This window comes from Mycobacterium sp. 1274756.6 (assembly GCF_001668625.1).
GTDB lineage: Bacteria > Actinomycetota > Actinomycetes > Mycobacteriales > Mycobacteriaceae > Mycobacterium.
The window spans coordinates 52417-68330 of the sequence record NZ_LZLJ01000067.1 but is presented as its reverse complement, the minus strand read 5'-3'; the positions used below and the strand labels follow the sequence as shown (position 1 = coordinate 68330).

General features: G+C 67.4%; 12 protein-coding genes and 4 tRNA genes. 9 read left to right on the top strand and 7 right to left on the bottom strand.

The genetic code is table 11. The features are described from left to right. Positions 1-1017, bottom strand: coding sequence for an acyl-ACP desaturase (locus A5643_RS10440; protein WP_066854621.1), 1017 nt, complete (start codon positions 1015-1017; stop codon positions 1-3). Between the two features lie 81 nt (positions 1018-1098). Next, positions 1099-1722 (bottom strand): TetR/AcrR family transcriptional regulator, encoded by a 624-nt coding sequence (locus A5643_RS10435; protein WP_066854619.1) that lies wholly within the window; start codon positions 1720-1722, stop codon positions 1099-1101. A gap of 69 nt (positions 1723-1791) precedes the next feature. Between A5643_RS10435 and A5643_RS10430 the strand changes: the two genes are divergently transcribed. Both A5643_RS10430 and A5643_RS10425 read left to right on the top strand, forming a co-directional pair. Then, the gene (locus A5643_RS10430) at positions 1792-2805 is read left to right on the top strand and encodes an oxygenase MpaB family protein (RefSeq protein WP_066854617.1); all 1014 of its coding nucleotides are present in this window, start codon (positions 1792-1794) and stop codon (positions 2803-2805) included. Positions 2806-2857: 52 nt separating this feature from the next. Next, positions 2858-3763 carry a class I SAM-dependent methyltransferase gene (locus tag A5643_RS10425; RefSeq protein WP_066854615.1) on the top strand — a complete coding sequence of 302 codons (906 nt, stop codon included), beginning with the start codon at positions 2858-2860 and terminating at the stop codon, positions 3761-3763. A 54-nt stretch (positions 3764-3817) separates the two neighbouring features. Here the strand turns inward: A5643_RS10425 and A5643_RS17800 are convergent, their stop codons facing one another. Next, complete coding sequence (locus A5643_RS17800) at positions 3818-4024, bottom strand: excalibur calcium-binding domain-containing protein (protein ID WP_082948883.1); 207 nt, start codon at positions 4022-4024, stop codon at positions 3818-3820. A gap of 277 nt (positions 4025-4301) precedes the next feature. Between A5643_RS17800 and A5643_RS10420 the strand changes: the two genes are divergently transcribed. Next, positions 4302-5651 (top strand): hypothetical protein, encoded by a 1350-nt coding sequence (locus A5643_RS10420; RefSeq protein ID WP_156628746.1) that lies wholly within the window; start codon positions 4302-4304, stop codon positions 5649-5651. Positions 5652-6008: 357 nt separating this feature from the next. On the opposite strand, the gene A5643_RS10415 is transcribed toward A5643_RS10420, so the two are convergent. The 3 genes from A5643_RS10415 to A5643_RS10410 form a co-directional block, all read right to left on the bottom strand. After that, positions 6009-6287 (bottom strand): hypothetical protein, encoded by a 279-nt coding sequence (locus tag A5643_RS10415; RefSeq protein WP_066854610.1) that lies wholly within the window; start codon positions 6285-6287, stop codon positions 6009-6011. A 39-nt stretch (positions 6288-6326) separates the two neighbouring features. Further along, positions 6327-6611 (bottom strand): DUF732 domain-containing protein, encoded by a 285-nt coding sequence (locus A5643_RS18930; RefSeq protein WP_353612567.1) that lies wholly within the window; start codon positions 6609-6611, stop codon positions 6327-6329. A 449-nt stretch (positions 6612-7060) separates the two neighbouring features. Next, positions 7061-7133: transfer RNA gene (locus A5643_RS10410), tRNA-Lys, on the bottom strand. Between the two features lie 122 nt (positions 7134-7255). On the opposite strand from A5643_RS10410, the gene A5643_RS10405 reads away from it, so the two are divergent. The 6 genes from A5643_RS10405 to A5643_RS10380 all read left to right on the top strand — a co-directional run bounded on the left by A5643_RS10405 (position 7256) and on the right by A5643_RS10380 (position 9772). Next, positions 7256-7328, top strand: a tRNA-Glu gene (locus A5643_RS10405). A gap of 41 nt (positions 7329-7369) precedes the next feature. Continuing rightward, positions 7370-7443, top strand: a tRNA-Asp gene (locus tag A5643_RS10400). A 31-nt stretch (positions 7444-7474) separates the two neighbouring features. Next, positions 7475-7548, top strand: a tRNA-Phe gene (locus tag A5643_RS10395). Between the two features lie 236 nt (positions 7549-7784). Beyond that, the gene (locus A5643_RS10390; protein WP_066854604.1) at positions 7785-8429 is read left to right on the top strand and encodes a nucleotidyltransferase domain-containing protein; all 645 of its coding nucleotides are present in this window, start codon (positions 7785-7787) and stop codon (positions 8427-8429) included. A gap of 79 nt (positions 8430-8508) precedes the next feature. After that, positions 8509-8811 (top strand): hypothetical protein, encoded by a 303-nt coding sequence (locus A5643_RS10385; protein WP_231995525.1) that lies wholly within the window; start codon positions 8509-8511, stop codon positions 8809-8811. 157 nt (positions 8812-8968) lie between these two features. Continuing rightward, a complete protein-coding gene (locus A5643_RS10380) occupies positions 8969-9772 on the top strand; it encodes an arginase family protein (RefSeq protein WP_066854602.1) in 804 nt (267 codons plus the stop codon). A 72-nt stretch (positions 9773-9844) separates the two neighbouring features. Here the strand turns inward: A5643_RS10380 and A5643_RS10375 are convergent, their stop codons facing one another. Beyond that, entirely contained in the window at positions 9845-15721 is a 5877-nt protein-coding gene (locus A5643_RS10375) for an ATP-binding protein (RefSeq protein ID WP_231995524.1), read from the bottom strand. Between the last annotated feature and the right edge of the window lie 193 nt (positions 15722-15914).

Genomic DNA, 15914 nt, shown 5'->3' with positions numbered 1-15914 from the left:
TTACCGCCGGGAGAGTGTCAGCGTCCCCGCGGTGGCGAGCACGTCCTGCGCGGTGGTGCGCCGGCCGGTCTTGGCCTCGCGCGCCAGGCGGCGCTGCTTCTGCTCCTCGAACTTGCTGGCGGCCTCGTCGAGCTCCTCGACCAGCAGTGCCAGGTCGTCGCGCTGGCGGGCGGCCTCACCGGTGAAGTCCTCGCGCTCGAAGATGCGCCACTTCTTCAGCACCGGCAGCACCACGTCCTCGAGGTGGATGCGCGGGTCGTAGACGCCGCCGACGGCGATCATCACGGCCTTGCGCCGGAAGCCGGGCACGGTGAATCCGGGCATCTTGAAGTTGCGCAGGATGGTGTGCAGTGAGCCCATCGCCCGGTTGGGGGCGATCTCCATGCCAGCCGCGGACAGGTCGCGGTAGAAGATCATGTGCAGGTTCTCGTCGTGGGAGATCCGGGCGAGCAGCTTGTCGGCGATGGTCTCGTTGCAGGCCTTGCCGGTGTTGCGGTGCGAGATGCGGGTCGCCAGCTCCTGGAACGTCACGTACATGATCGAGTCGAACAGGCTCTCGGCGAACAGGTCGCCCTGCTGGTTCTGGCCGGGGGAGAACCCGCGGGTCACCTGCTCGACGCGCAGCTTCTCCAGCTCCACCGGGTCGACGTTGCGGGTGACCACCAGGTAGTCGCGCAGCGCGATGCCGTGCCGGTTCTCCTCGGCGGTCCAGCGGTTGACCCAGTTGCCCCACGGGCCGTCCATGCCCATGTTCATCGCGATCTCGCGGTGGTAGGAGGGCAGGTTGTCCTCGGTCATGAGGTTCTGCACCATCGCGACCTGGGCGACGTCGGAGAGCTTGGCCTCCTCGGGGTCCCAGTCCTTGCCGCCGAGGGCGTAGTAGTTCTTCCCGTCCGACCAGGGGATGTAGTCGTGCGGGTTCCAGTCCTTGGCCATCGACAGGTGCCGGTTGACGTACTCCTCGACGACCGGCTCCAGTTCATGCATCAACTGCAGGTCGTTCGGTTCTGCCGACATGGCGGGTGCGCCTTTCCGAGAGGTACGAGAGTTACGTGTGTCGCTTAGTTGCAGTCAATATATCTGTGTACGTCGGTGACATCAAGTTGGGGGGTCGGTGCGCCGCGACCCGGTTGTCAACGCCTCCGGGCGCCCCGCGGTGACCAGCATGTCCACGCAGAAGTCGATGAACTGGGCGCGATCCGCCCCCAGCCGGCCGTTCAGGTAGGCGGAGAACAGCCCGGTCAGTCCGCCGATGAGGCTGGTGGCCACCAGTTGCTGGCGCACCGGGTCGCCGATGCGGGTGAGCTTGTGCTGCAGCAACTCGATGAAGTTGGGCATCCACTCCGAGCCGGAGCGGGTCAGCGCGGGTTCGGTCTCCGGGCCCAGTAGCAGTACCCGGCCCAGGATGGGGTCGTCGACCATCAGCGCGACGAACTGCTCGACGGCCTCGCGGGCGGTGTGGGTGGAGACCAGTGCGGCCATGGCGCGGGTGCCGACGTCGTCGTAGACGGCGCGCACGAATTGGTCACGGTCACTGAAGCTTTCGTAGAAGTAACGCTCGGTCAGGCCGGCCTGTTTGCACACCGCGCGCACGGTCAGCGGGGCGCCGCTGGGATCGCCGAGCACCCGGACCCCGGCGTCGATGAGGTGGCTGCGGCGCAGGGCCTGGCGGTCGGCCAGGGGTACACCGGACCAGCGGCCCCGGCGTTGACTCGGCGGCACGGCGACTCCTATGCTCGGAACTGACAACGCCCGTAGTCAAAGTTGACTGACGTGACAGGAACGCTCACTGTGACCCAAGATACGTCCGCGATCGACACGCTGACCAGCGCAAGCGACCCGAGCGCCGCAGCACCGGCGGCCGGCTGCCCGGCCTCCGGCGGCGGCTACGACGCCGTCCCGCTGGGTCCGGACTCGCTGACCTGGAAATACTTCGGGGACTGGCGCGGCATGCTGCAAGGCCCCTGGGCCGGTTCGATGCAGAACATGCACCCGCAGCTGGGCGCGGCGGTCGAGGAGCACTCCATCTTCTTCCAGGAGCGCTGGCCGCGGCTGATGCGCTCGCTGTACCCGATAGGCGGGGTGGTCTTCGACGGCGACCGCGCCCCGCAGACCGGCGCGGAGGTGCGCGACTACCACATCACGATCAAAGGGGTGGACGCCAAGGGCCGGCGCTACCACGCGCTGAACCCCGACGTCTTCTACTGGGCGCACGCCACCTTCTTCGTCGGCACCCTGATCGTGGCCGACTGGCTGTGCGGCGGGATCAGCGAAGCCGAGAAGCGCCAGCTGTTCGACGAGCACATCCAGTGGTACCGGATGTACGGGATGAGCATGCGCCCGGTGCCCAAGACCTGGGAGGACTTCCAGGAGTACTGGGACCACATGGTCCGCGAGGTGCTCGAGGACAACAAGGCCACCCGCGACGTGCTGGACCTGTCCACGCTGGACAAGCCGCCGTTCATGCCGTGGCTGCCCACCTGGCTGTGGAACCTGCAGCGGCGGATGGTCAACCCGCTGTTCATCTGGGTGACCGTGGGGCTGTATGACCAGCCGGTGCGCGACCGGCTCGGCTACTCCTGGTCGGCGCGGGACGCGTGGCTGCACCGCCAGTTCGGCAAGGCGGTCAACGCGGTGTTCAAGCTGGTGCCGCGCCGTTACCGGATGCACCCGCGCGGGCGGGCCGGCTGGGACCGCGCCACCGGGCGCATCCCCGCGGATACGCCGCTGGTGCACACCCCGGCGCGCAACCTGCCACCGCTGGAGCACCGCGACAACGGGATCCACTACTGCCCCAAGGTTTGACTCAGGAGCCTGTGATTAGGTAGCTGCGCAGCCGAGACTTCCGGGAGGCGAGATGGCGCGCAGCGACGCCGACAGTTGGGACCTGGCCACCAGCGTGGGGGCGACGGCGACGATGGTCGCCGCCCAGCGCGCCCTGGCGTCCGCCGGACCCACACCGCTGATCGACGACCCGTACGCCGCGCCGCTGGTGCGCGCGGTGGGCATGGACGCCTACACCCGGCTGGTCGACGGGCAGATCGAGGCGCCCGAAGGCGCCGAGTTCGACCCGGAGCGGATGGCGCGCGGCATGGGGCTGCGCACCCGCTTCTTCGACAAGCACTTCCTGGACGCGGCCGACGCCGGGATCCGCCAGGCGGTCATCCTGGCCGCCGGGCTCGATGCGCGGGCCTACCGGCTGGCCTGGCCGGCCGGCACCGTGGTCTACGAGGTGGACATGCCCGCGGTGATCGACTTCAAGACCACCACGCTGCGCGAGCTGGGCGCGGAGCCGACCGCGGAGCGGCGCACCGTGGCGATCGACCTGCGCGAGGACTGGCCTGCGGCCCTTCGGGACGCCGGGTTCGACCCGGCGGCGCCGACGGTGTGGAGCGCGGAGGGCCTGCTGGTCTATCTGCCGCCAGCCGCCCAGGACGGGTTGTTCGACAACATCACCGCGCTCTCCGCACCCGGTAGTCGGCTGGCGTGCGAGTTCATGCCCGACACCACGGTGTTCGCCGGGCCGCTGTGGCGTGAGCACCACGACAAGCTGCGCGAGCTGGGCTTCACCGTGGATGTGGCCGAGCTGATCTACCACGGTGATCGCAACCACGTGGTCGACTACCTCACCGAGTCCGGCTGGGCGGTCGACGGGGTGGCCGCGCCGCAGTTGCACGCGCAGCACGGCTTCGACTACCCCGACGACGAGCTGTCGGCGGTCTTCGCCGACATGACGTATCTGACGGCGGTGTTGGGGCGCTGAGCGGCGCTCTGCGCTTTTCGGGCGGGCTTTAGTGCTCTCGGCGCTCTCAGCGTTCTAAGGCTCGTAGCGCTCGCAGGCGATGCCGTCGCCGTCGCGATCGAGCGCGGAGCGGTAGCCGGGGTGATCGACGGTCATGTTCGAGGCGCCGTCAGCGTGGGCTTCTTTGCAGTTCGCGTACGGCGGGCCGGAAGCGGCGGCGGTGGGGGACAGGCCCAGGCCGGCGACGACAAGGCAGGCAGCAACGAACGAGGCGCGAACCATAGACAGACCCCTTGGCCGAAGAAATTTTCGTCAGCGTAACCGAGGGGCGGTCGGGCCGGGCCTGGATCAGTGGAACCGGGCCCCCGCCCCGCCGCGTCTTCTGACCCGCAGGTCGCCGAGCGAGCACCGCTAAGTGTGGGTTGTGGCCAAATTGCCGGACTAGCGACAATCAGCGTTGTTTCAGTTTCTTACACGAAACCGCTACCTCCACAGGTTTCGTTCAGATAAGGTCTCCTCGTCTGTGAAGCCCCTCACAGCCCCAGCACCGGAGGACAACATGGCCGCACCAGCACCATCCACCGCCCCAACTTTCGCTCAACGCCCCTGGGTCGCCGCTGGCGTCGCCCTCACCGCCGCCAGCATGGTCGCTGCCACACCCGTCGCCGCGCCAACACTGCAGCAAGTCGCGTTCCCCGACATCGAATTGGTCGCCCAGGACCTACTCGGCGACACCGCTGGCAACCTCACCAACCTGATCGACTACTTCGCCGGCGCCAACCCGACGAACTTCTTGGTGCCCCGGGTTGAGGTTGGGGCGCCCTTCCCGATCATGCAGCAGATCATCGCCAACCAAATCGGCTACCTCGGCCAGGTTCTCCAGAATCCCGGCGACATCGGAACCGTCTTCGAGACGATGTTCGGCAACCTCCAAGCGGGCATCGCGGCGCCATTCGGAGAATTCGGCGACAGCCTCGCCACCGGAGGGGCTCTCACCGTATACGGGCTTCCGACAGTTACCTTGCCGGTTCTGGGTACCATCGATCCGAACGCGGCTATTGAGGGATTCATCGCGACACTGATTGGCGCCGACAACCTGAGCCGCCTAGGGTTGTTCGACTCCAACCTCGTCGATGTCCTTCAAAGCGTTCTCGGCGTAGGGGGCCTAGACGGGCTATTCAACTTCACCGCCTCACCGATCAGCGGGCTCATGCTGGGCGTCATGGGGCCGGTGCTTGGACCGATGATCGCGCTCGCCAACGACATCGGCACTGTGTTCGACGGGAACCCGGCCGCCCTGCTCGGCATTCCGGAACACATGCTCTACGCGTTCCTCAACGGCGGCGAAACGCTCAGCCTTGTGGACCTGGTCGAGAACGTATTCGGAATCGACCTATCACCCACACTTGACCTCGGACTTTTGGGAGAACTCACTCTCGGTGTCGATGAGGCGGGCGTCGCGTTAGGCGGGATCCTCGGCGGCCCGGGCTCCCTGTTCAACGCTCTCACCGCTCAAGCAGGGGTTGTCTACGACCCGCCAATTCTCGGAGAGTTCGACGGCGGGATCAAGTGGCTTGGCGATGGCGCCGGTCCGCTCGGTTCACTGCTCGCGGGCCAGAACTCCATCGCTGACGCGATTAGTAACGGGACGCTGCTCGGCGACCTCGATGGCGGCTTGCTCAGTGCCTTCGCTAACGGGTTGAACATCGACTTCCTGGCTGACGGACTCGACAGCGTCCATTCGTTCTTGACCGCCAACCTCCTCGACCCGGTTGCCGGCGTCCTCACCGGATTCGCCGACGAACTGTCCACCGCCATCACCAGCATGCTCGGTTCGGATCTCGGTATCGACGCGCTGACCGCGATGCTGGTCAACATCCCGCAGCTGCTGTTGACGATGATGCTGTAACCCGGTACGCACACCCTGTAGGCCCCCTCCGCGCCAGGAGGGGGCCTACAGGTTTCTCCCCAGCATGAAGAGGCAGGTTTCTCCCCAGCATGAAGAGGTGTGTGATGGCGTTCCGTGTCTTGAGCCCAGTGTCTCCCAGCTTGAACGCCGATCAGTGGCATGACCCCTACGACGCCTAGTCAGTTCGTACGAGATCGACCCGAGCGCCGGCGCTGATCATCACCGCCGGCGCTCCTGGCGGGTCTACGTACCCGACAATGGCTCGGCGTCGAGGGCGACCAGGTCCCGCCCAGTCCGGGTGTCCTCAATGACTCTCTGGCGTCCTAGTGGCAGTTGGGGTTCACGGCCATCGCCGCCTCACCGCGCATCCGGGTAGAGCTCGGCACGCACAGCTTCCTCAATCAAATAGAACTGCGGCAGCGGGAACGTCTCAGCACGAAACCTGTCCATCGTCCCTCCGCGGACCGCGTGTACGCGCAGGCGAGATTGCCGTCGTTGAGTGCGTCCCAACGACCCTGACGGTGCGGAGTAGTTGAAGCCGTGCGTGTCCAGGCAGTCGTAGAATCCGGCTTCATCGGCGTGCGCGGCGGGTGCGCCGACGATGCCGGCCAGTACGGCGGTGATAGCCGCGACCATGAACCCGATCGTTCCGTCTCCTCAGGTCAGAATTTATCTCTAGCGCGGGATTCGCTCGGGACAGTAGGCCGCGATCGCATCGGCGGTGAACGCTACTGCCACCTCATAGGGAACGCCTGTGTCGGCCTGGAAATTTGATACCACCCGGCCCGGTGTCGTCCCGTATGAGAGCGACCCGCAGACCCCGCGGCCCGCCACGGTTGCTCGGCGCTTTTTTTGGGGAGGGGGGTATCCGTCGCTGGTCAGCAGTTCGATAAAGACCTGGTCATTCGCACTCAGGGCCGCCGCGGGAGGCGGGGCGGAAACGGGCGGTGGGGCTGCCATGACTGTCGTCATTTCAACGACCGTGACCGCCTCTGTCGTTACTGTGACGGAACTCGATGGAGGCCGAGGTACGGACCGTCGGCGGAGCTGCGGCGGGCTGGCCGACCAACCACGCTAGAACTGCCGTCAGAGCACCGAGGGAGATCAGTAGAGCGGCGATGCCGGAGGCGACACGCCACGAGCGCGACGCGATCAAGCTCGGTGGGGTACTCGTCGGGTCGTCGTAGTCGAGGGGCTCGGCGCTGTACGCGGTCGCGGCATCGGGTGAAGCCGCTGTGGGGGGCTTGCTCAGTTTCGGGGCCGACGTCGTGTCGGGCATGAGCGGATCGTAGGACGCCCGCCCGTCACCGGAGCTGAGCTCCCGGTTTCTAGCGTCAGTGCGGGTCATTGCGTTCACAGTCCGCTGTGCGGCTAGGGCCAAGTGGACCGGACGGTAGAGCCGCGATCAGTGCCCCCACCAGGACTCGAACCTGGGACCTGCGGATTAAAAGTCCGTAGCTCTACCAACTGAGCTATAGGGGCAAGAGCAACAGGATAACGCCTCCGGTTGGCGGGCTCGTTTGAGGATTGGGCATACTGTGCCCTAAGCTAGCGAGGCTCCCAGCGAGACCACGTTGTGAGTACCCCGGAGTGATTCGGTTCTGGCCCCCTTCGTCTAGCGGCCTAGGACGCCGCCCTTTCAAGGCGGTAGCGCGGGTTCGAATCCCGTAGGGGGTACAAGCGACGCGGCGACGCCGCGGAGCGGAGCAGCACAGCAAGGCCCTGTGGCGCAGTTGGTTAGCGCGCCGCCCTGTCACGGCGGAGGTCGCGGGTTCGAGTCCCGTCAGGGTCGCTTAGTACGGCGAGGCACAACGGTGCCTTCCGGCCAGGTAGCTCAGTTGGTACGAGCGTCCGCCTGAAAAGCGGAAGGTCGCCGGTTCGATCCCGGCCCTGGCCACCGAGAACAGTGCGAGTAGCGGGCCGCTTCCTCGGCGGCCAGCGCCAATCGCAGTAGCCGCGAGTGCCACAGCGCGATCTTTGTTCGTTTTCCGTCGCGTGCCCAACGTGTGTCTCGGGCATGCGGCGGGCTGGCGATCGCGCGGCGACATTCGGCTGACGAATCCAGCATCGAGCGCCCAGAACTCCAACTATAGTTGTGTTGCTCTAACTTTAGTTGAAGTCAGGGGGGTCGCGATGCAGTTCAACAAGCCGCTCGCCACGGTGACGCCCACGCTGGACGGTGACGTGCTCGCGGTCCTGGCCAGCGCTGACGACACGTTCACGATCTCCCAGATTCAGCGAATCTTGACCACGGTGTCCGGCGAAGGCATCCGCAAGGTGCTCACGCGGCTCTGCGCCCAGGGCGTGGTACTGGATAACCAGGTGGGAAGGACTAGGACATACCGGCTCAACACCGAGCACGTGGCGACCCAACCCATCCGAGACTTGGCTCAGCTGACCGCCACTTTCCTGCGCCGCCTCGAAGAGCACTTCGCCGGATGGGGTGGCGACGTCACCTACGCCGCGGTGTTCGGCTCAGCGGCAACGGGGCAGATGACGCTCGACAGCGACATCGACCTGCTGCTGGTGCGCGCTACCGTCGCGGACACCGAGGTTTGGGAGCAGCGGGTGGCCGAACTGTCTCGGTCGGTCACCGCGTGGACCGGCAACGACGCCCGCATCGTGGAGTACACCGAGGACGAACTGCGCGCCTCGGCCGCTGCCGACGAGCCACTTCTTCGCGACGTGGCCAAACAGGGCCTGACCGTCGCGGGGGAACCAGCCTGGTTCAACCGGCAGCTGCGCGCGGCCGTGCCCACATCGCCGAGGCGGGCCTGATGGCCAGACAACGCGACTGCGACTCCGCCGTCATCTCGGGACGGATGAGCAAGGCGACGGAGTCCTCGACCTCGCCGAGTTGGCCGAGGACACCCATACCACCGCGGCCGCCGACCTCTACGTGAGCGCCGGGATCGCCGCTGCGGATGTGATCTGCTGCGTGCGCCTCGGCGTGCACTCGAACACCGACAGCCACGACGAGGCACGCGCCTTGCTCAAAATGGCGGACAGTGGGTCCGAGCGTCACCTCGCCACCCTGGTGGGCCTCAAAAACAAGGCCACCTATACGCACGTGCCGATCTCGGCGGCGGAGTGCAAGAAGATGGGCCGCGCGGCGACTCATCTGATCGAGACAGCCAAGAAGGCTGTGGCTTCCCGGTAGTCGCGCGAGCTGCTGCCGTGGGCATTGCGCGTCCACTTGGCCGCGGCCGAAGGCATCCCAGCCGGCTGCCCGAGCGCACGGCCCAACTTACCCAAAAACCGCAGGTCAAGCATTGTTTCAAAAAACGGCTGCATTCGCCTCTCGGTAGGCTCGGGTCATGCGAATCCATGCTGTCCCCCAGTTCCAAGGAGCGATGACCCCGCGCGCACCGGAGATGCCGGACGGCTGTCGGGCGCTGGCTGAATTGGCCGGACGCGTCCTTCAGGTGCCGGTGACTACCGTCGAGCAGTCCGGCGAGACCTCCCCGCGTGAAGACGGTGTGGCCAACCGGGCGATCCTGACCGGCCCGAACCTGTCGGCCCAGCGCGCGGCGATCGCCGGTGTCGAGGAGCCGATCCTGACGATCGGGGGTGATTGTGGCGTCGAGTTCGAGCCGATCCGGGTGCTGCGCGAGCGCTTCGGTGCCGGCCTGGGTGTCGCCTGGTTCGACGCCCATCCGGATTTGAAGACCCCGCAGACCGCCCATGACGGCGCGTACCACGCGATGGTGCTGGCCGGCCTGCTCGGTGAGAGCGATCCGGCCTTGACCGCCGCGCCGCCGGTCGACCGCGACAAGGTCGCGCTGATCGGCGCACGGGGCGCGATCCCGGCGGAGAAGGAGATGATCGCCCGCGGTATGGGCACCGAGACCGAGGATCCGGCCGCGGTGCTGGCCGACGCCACCCACGTCTATGTGCACGTCGACGTCGACGTGCTCGACCCGAGCCAGTTCCCGGGCCACAACATGCCCGAATCCGACGGGCTGACCATCGAGCGTCTAGTCGAGATGCTAGGCACCCTGCGCGGACTGAACGTCGTCGGTGCCGGTATCACCGAATGTGTGGGCACCGCCGCCGAGGTCGAGGTTCTCACCCCGGTGATCACCGCCCTCGGCGACCTACTGCGGTCGCAGGCGGACTGACTGCCGAACGCAACGGTTACGAGGCGCTGGCGTGCGCGGCGGAGTCCTGGGGGCACCGCACACGTCCCGTTCTCAATCGGCCCGCTGATCAAGCTCATCGAACGCCGCAAGGGCAGCATCGAGGTCCACCTCGTCGAACAACTCGCAGCGGCGGAACACCTCGCCCTCGATCGTAAAAAGACTGACCTCGCGCCACTCGGCCTCGAAGCCCTCGTGGGACGCCCCATCCGCCGCATGGGTGACGACCGCGCCGAGTTCACTCAGCCGATGCACCGCCTCGATATACGGATGGATGTCTTGGTCGAGATCCCACCCGGCACGGAGGTATTCGAGCAGTCCGCCGGGCGCGAATCCGGCGCCGCGGCGATGATCGATATTCTCGAAATTCGGGGTTGTCGCCGGTAATTCGCGCCTGTTGAGCGCAGCGTAACCCGCCGCTACCACCGACCACGTCTGTCGGTGCGGTGCCGCCTCCCCGGCGAGGTAGCGGGTGTCGAGTTCGGCGATGGCGGCGTCTATAGCGTCGCAGGAGAACGAGACGTTCGCTACAAGCCGACCATCCCCATTGATCTCCCCGACCGTGAGTTGCTCGCTGAGGAAGGCCGCGGGACCTTGATCTCGGAATGAAAAACTACTGCAGAACAGCACGAGGCGCTCGCCACGAGTCGCAAGGACGGGAACCATGACGTTCGTGATCGACAGGCCGGCGACAGCACACATGTTTGCGATCGCCGCATCGCGGCCGTACCGCATCCCGGCGTTGACGACACTTCGCCGATCGTCGTGGCAATAGTCATCAGCCAATATCTCCGCCATGGCCTCCCACTCGCCGGCGGCGAGGTGCGCCAGGAAGCGCTCGGACACTTGACTTGCGGCGTTGCTCAACTGCCGCATCGGCTGGCCGAGCTGTTCGAACCTCGCGATCGCTGTGTCGAGGTCGTCCTCGTCGAACAGCTCACTGCGGTCGATCAGGTCGCCGTCAACGGTCAGCAGGTTGACCTCGACCCACTCGGCGTCGAAGTCGTCCGACGACGCTCCATGGCATCTCTCGGTCACGACCGCTCCGCGATCACTCAGCCGATGCACTGCCTCGATAGCGAACTTGGCGTGCGGGATGAGTTCCCAGGTGGCGTGGATGTACGGGACCAGGTCGCCGGCCGAAAAAGACCTTCCCCGGCGGTGATCGATGTTCACCCAGTCCGGTGTCGTCGCGGGAAGCCCGTGTCCGTTGAACGCATCGAAGGCTCGCGTGATCGCCGACCAGGTGCGGCCATGGGCGGCCGCCTCGCCCGCGAGGTAGCGCGCATCAAGTTCGGCGATGGCGGAGTCGAGGTCGTTCGCGTCGAACACGATGATCGCCGCGAGGCGCTCATCGGTTCCGATCTCGGCTAGCTGGAGTGTTTCTGCGCGGAACGTCTCCGGTCGTTCGTCGCCCTGCGAGTATCGCGCATGGGCAAGAACGAGGCGGTCGCCGCGGGTGGCAAGGATGTTTGCCGTGGCATGGGTGATCCCCAGGTCGGCTGCCGATCGCTTCGTTTCGATCACCGCATCTCGGCCACGTTGGACGCCCGCATTCACCACGTGGCGGCGATCGTCGTTGGAGAAGTCCTCGACAAGCGTCGCGGCCAAACCGACCCAGTCGCGGGCGATGAAACACGCTTGCATGCGCTCAAACGTTCGGCGGGCCGCGTTGTCGGGCTCTCGCAGCTGTGGAGGTGACGGCTCCCATCGCGCGTACGCAGCGTCGAGTTCCGCGGTCGCGGCACCGATGTCGTCCAGGTCGAACCACACCTGCTGCACGATTCGACCGTCCTGGTCGATGCCGTAGACGTTGAGGAATTCGTCTTCTGGGGCCCCCGGGCTGGCATCGGCAGTGCCCACCAACAGGCGTGCGAGAGCTAGTCGCTCGCCGCGCACGGCGATAACGGTGGAGCTGCACCGCATCTCGCCGGCTTCGAGCATCGTCCTGTTGTAACGTTGCCAGTCATCGAACGCGATGTCCCCCTGTCCGAACCCGATGATCTTCCGGCGACTCTCAAGGGTCGATCCGGGTGCATACAGCGCCGCGAACTCGTCGAAGACCCCGCTATTAGCGGTACACACCACCCGTTCGCCAGTACGCACGGCGGCCGTCTCCGGTATGGCGACCGGCGCATCGGGTGGCGCTGCAGCGGGCAGCGCGATGCGCACACCGAGAACGGCCTTGGCCTTTTCGGCGAGCGCGACAGCGCCCTTTCTCTCGTACAGGCCGACAGCTCGCTCGGCGGCGGCTCGTGCACCCGCATGATCGCCGGCGGCAGCCAATACACCTGCCAGCGCAACGCAAGCGTCGCCGTGATCCACCAACGCGTCGGTGCGCTCGACCAGGGCCACGGCGTCCTCGGCGATCCGTCGGGCCTCGGCGTGATCGCCGGCACCCGAAAACAGCTGCGCCCGAAGGGTGCGCCACGCGATCGACGCCTTCAACGCGTGTCCGGCAAGCCGCTCACTCTCGCTGCATAGTTCGTCGGCCTCGAAATCCCGATCGAGCGCAAGACACGCCCGGCCCAACAGTGCGGCGGTCTCCGCGGTGTCGGCGTCCAAGCCCCGGCGGCGAAAGCCGTTGTAAGCCATCCGGAGATGCGGTTCGGCCGCGGCGGGGTCGCCGGCGATCAACTCGACGATTCCGGCGAACTGTTCAACCTCCAGCAACACATGACGCAAGCCAAGGTCAGCGACCATGCACCGAGCCGAGTCGATCATCCGCCGCGCGGCGTCGGCGCGACCGCGAAAGGCCTCCAACACAGCCTGGCACCGCGTGGAGGTGGCCTCGACCGCCGGCGAGTCGGTGGTGATGCGCAGCAGCCGTATCACGTCCAGACACCGCCCGCCGGCGCGTGGAACCGGGTTGGGCCCCCACAGCGCGGCCAAGGGTGCATTCGGCAACACCGCGTTCACACGGCGGTGCTCACCGGCGCGCCGTGCCGCGGTCAGGGCGTCGTCCAGGGCGATCTCGCAGTCGCCGATCCGGCCCAGCCGGGCCAGACAGCCGGCACGGACGGTATGCGCTTTGGCTTCGCCGGCGGCGTCGGCGACGCGGGACAGTGTGCCGGCGGCCGCATCCAGCGCGGCGACGACGACGTCGAGCCGCTCGGGATGGATCAGCATCGACAGCTGGCCATCGAAGCACGTCGCCCACGCTGACAGCCGCGCGGAATCGGCGGTTGCGTCCTGCAGCTGGGCGACCGCGCCGGACGCGGTCACCACGTCACCGGCGGCCAACAGAGCCTCACACCGCGCGATCAGCAGCGCGGCGATCTGCTCACCGCGGTCGGGCAGTTCGTCGTCGATCTCCTCCAGCGCGTGCAGCGCCCGATCGTAAAGGTCGGCAGCGCCCTCGTAGCCCAGGCGGGCCATCGCCTCGTCCGCTGCACGCCGACAGTATTCCACCGCTTTGGCGGCGTTGCCCGCCCACGCGCACTCGAAGTAGTGATACGCCAACTCCACAAGCAACTCCTCGACGGCGCCGGGCTGGTTCTCCAGCGTTGTGGCGATGCGCTGGTGCAGCCGCATCCGCCGCACCGACGGCAACTCGGCGAGCAACGATTGGCGGATGAGGGCGTGGTTGAACCGGTAGCGGCCCGCCGGCTCCTCGATGAGAATCCCGGCTCGGCCCGCCTCGTCGAAGGCGTCCACCAGATCCGCATCGACCACCTGCTCGACCAGTTCCACCGCGAACCGGCTGCCGACGACCGCGGCGGCCGTCAGGGCCTTGTTCGTCACCGGCGAGAGCCGGGACAGCCGGCGGCTCACGGCTTCCCGCACGCCCTGAGGCAAGGTGCTTGAATCCCAGCGGCCGCCGCTCTCGTCGACGTGCCGTAACGCCTCGATCAAGAAGAACGGGTTGCCGCCGGTGACCGACGCCAGCGCGCGGGCCAGATCGTCGTCGTAGCCGGCGTCGGCAACATAGGCGGTCACGTCCTTTTCGTCGAGACCGCTCAGCTGCAAGCGATCTGCCGTGCCGTCGCGGTGCAGATCGGTGAGCGTTGCGGCCAGCGGATGGCAGCGGTCGAGATCGGTGCTGCGGTAAGTGCCGACGATCTGCACCCGCGATTGCTCGCCGAAGCGCAGGAGATGCCGCAAGAGCAGCAGCGTCGGTTTGGCCGCCCAGTGCAGGTCATCGAGGACCAGTACCACCGGTGCGCTCGCTGAGACCGCGGCCAGGAGCGCCACGACGGCGTCGAAAAGTGCGTAGCGCTCGGTATCGGGGTCCGCCCGGGTCGGCGCGGCCAGATCGGGCAGCACATCGATCAGCCCCGGCACGAGCGGAAGCAACGCTTCCACACCGCGTGAACCGCGCAGCCGGTCCGGCCCGACGCAGGGCACCAGCACCCGCAGGACTTCGGCGAAGGGCTGATACGGCGCGCCCAGATCCTCGTCGCACCGGCCGTACAGCACGATCGCGCCTTGCTGGTGGGCGCGCCGGGACCATTCACCGGCCAAGCGGGTCTTGCCGACACCGGGTTCGCCGGCGATCAGCACGGCATGCGCTCCACCGGCGAGGGCAGCCTGCCACGCCCCGGAAAGCCGGTCCAGTTCCCGGTCGCGCCCGACGAACAGCCCGGGCCCGTCCAGTACCGCGGGCAGCCCGGGACGCTCCACCGGTGCGGTGGCCAGCGGCGACGGCGTAGCGTCGACACCGGTGTCCGCCCGCAACTCGAAGACATGCTCCGGGCGGGGCAGGTTTTTCAGCTGGCGCATCCCCAAGTCGGTGAGCACCACGTCGTCGGGCAGGGCGTCGAGGACCAACTCGGCGGTCGCACCGGAGCACAGGATCTGGCCGCCGGCGGCCAGCGACCGCAACCGCGCCGCCCGGTTGACGGCCCGGCCGAAGTAATCCCCATCCCGGAGCTCGACCTCGCCGGTGTGCAGCGCCACCCGGATTCGCATCGGCTCGGCCAGCGTCCAGGGCTCGCAGCCGATCGCCTCTTGCAATTCGACGGCCGCAGCCGCCGCCGCTGACGGCCGCTCGAAGACCGAGAACGTCGCATCACCCTCGCCCCGCGTTTTGATCAGCCGCCCACCTCGCGCGGTGACGACGTGTTCGACCAACCCGTCGTGGCGGGCGAGCGCCAGCGCCATGGCATCGGCGTCGGCCTCCCAGGCGGCGGTTGAGCCCTCGATGTCGGTGAGCAGAAAGGTCACGGCACGCATCACCGACGGAAACTGCTGCGCGACAGTGATGTCCAGCGCGGCATCCTGGGCCACGATCGCGGCCTCCAGCCGCCGCAGCTCGGGTCCCGGGTCGACGCCCAACTCAGCTGCCAACTGGGCCCGCGCCCGCCGGTAGGCGGCCAGGGCATCGCCCTGCCTGCCGGCGCGGTAGAGGGCCAGCATCAGCTGGCCCCAGCGCCGTTCGCGCAGCGGTGCTTCGGCCACGGCGGTCTCGAGCTCGCCGATGATCTCCGCTGCGCGGCCCGTCGCCAGCAGCGCAGCGGCGCGATCCTCCACCAGCGCGGCGTGGGCCTCGATCCAGTGCGTCCGTTCCGACGTTCCCCGCCGCCCGTCGGGCAGTTCCGGGATCCCGCGCCACAGCGCGACCGCTTCCTCAAAGCACGCTACGGCCTGGCTGGTATCGCCGGCGGCCGTCGCCTCGCGTGCCCGTCGGGCGGCCAACCGGTACCGCGAGACATCGACCTCGGCACCGGCCAGAAACCAGCCGCCTCCTTCGGTCAGCACCACACCGTCGCCCAGGGCGCGGCGCAGTGTGGAGATGTGAGTCTGCAGGGCTTTGGCGGCGGTACGCGGCGGATCGTCGCCCCAGAGCAGTTCCACGAGTGCATCGGCCGGCACCAGCGAGCCGCAGTGCAGTCCGAGCATCGTCAGGATGGCGCGCGGTTTCGCGCCCGGAATCGCGATCGCAGCGCCACGCTGCCGGACTTGAAGGGGCCCCAAAACCCCCAGCTCCACGGGTTGAAGCATACTCACGTCACCCATCGTCGGCGCGGTGATTCAACAGCCGGTCAAGGTCGGGTAAAGGCGTCGCGGATGAGGGTTTTGGCGGGCGGCGGGGGTGGAGAAGAGCTGGATTTTCCGTGCGGCCTACTCTGCTGCGGAGGCGCCCGGTTCGACGCGCATCGGACCTGAATACTCGCGGGCCGCC

Coding starts and splice junctions, on each gene's coding strand:
- A5643_RS10440 (WP_066854621.1), bottom strand. CDS start 1,017: ATGTCGGCAGAACCGAACGACCTGCAGTTGATGCATGAACTGGAGCCG.
- A5643_RS10425 (WP_066854615.1), top strand. CDS start 2,858: ATGGCGCGCAGCGACGCCGACAGTTGGGACCTGGCCACCAGCGTGGGG.
- A5643_RS17800 (WP_082948883.1), bottom strand. CDS start 4,024: ATGGTTCGCGCCTCGTTCGTTGCTGCCTGCCTTGTCGTCGCCGGCCTG.
- A5643_RS10420 (WP_156628746.1), top strand. CDS start 4,302: ATGGCCGCACCAGCACCATCCACCGCCCCAACTTTCGCTCAACGCCCC.
- A5643_RS10415 (WP_066854610.1), bottom strand. CDS start 6,287: ATGGTCGCGGCTATCACCGCCGTACTGGCCGGCATCGTCGGCGCACCC.
- A5643_RS18930 (WP_353612567.1), bottom strand. CDS start 6,611: ATGGCAGCCCCACCGCCCGTTTCCGCCCCGCCTCCCGCGGCGGCCCTG.
- A5643_RS10390 (WP_066854604.1), top strand. CDS start 7,785: ATGCAGTTCAACAAGCCGCTCGCCACGGTGACGCCCACGCTGGACGGT.
- A5643_RS10380 (WP_066854602.1), top strand. CDS start 8,969: ATGCGAATCCATGCTGTCCCCCAGTTCCAAGGAGCGATGACCCCGCGC.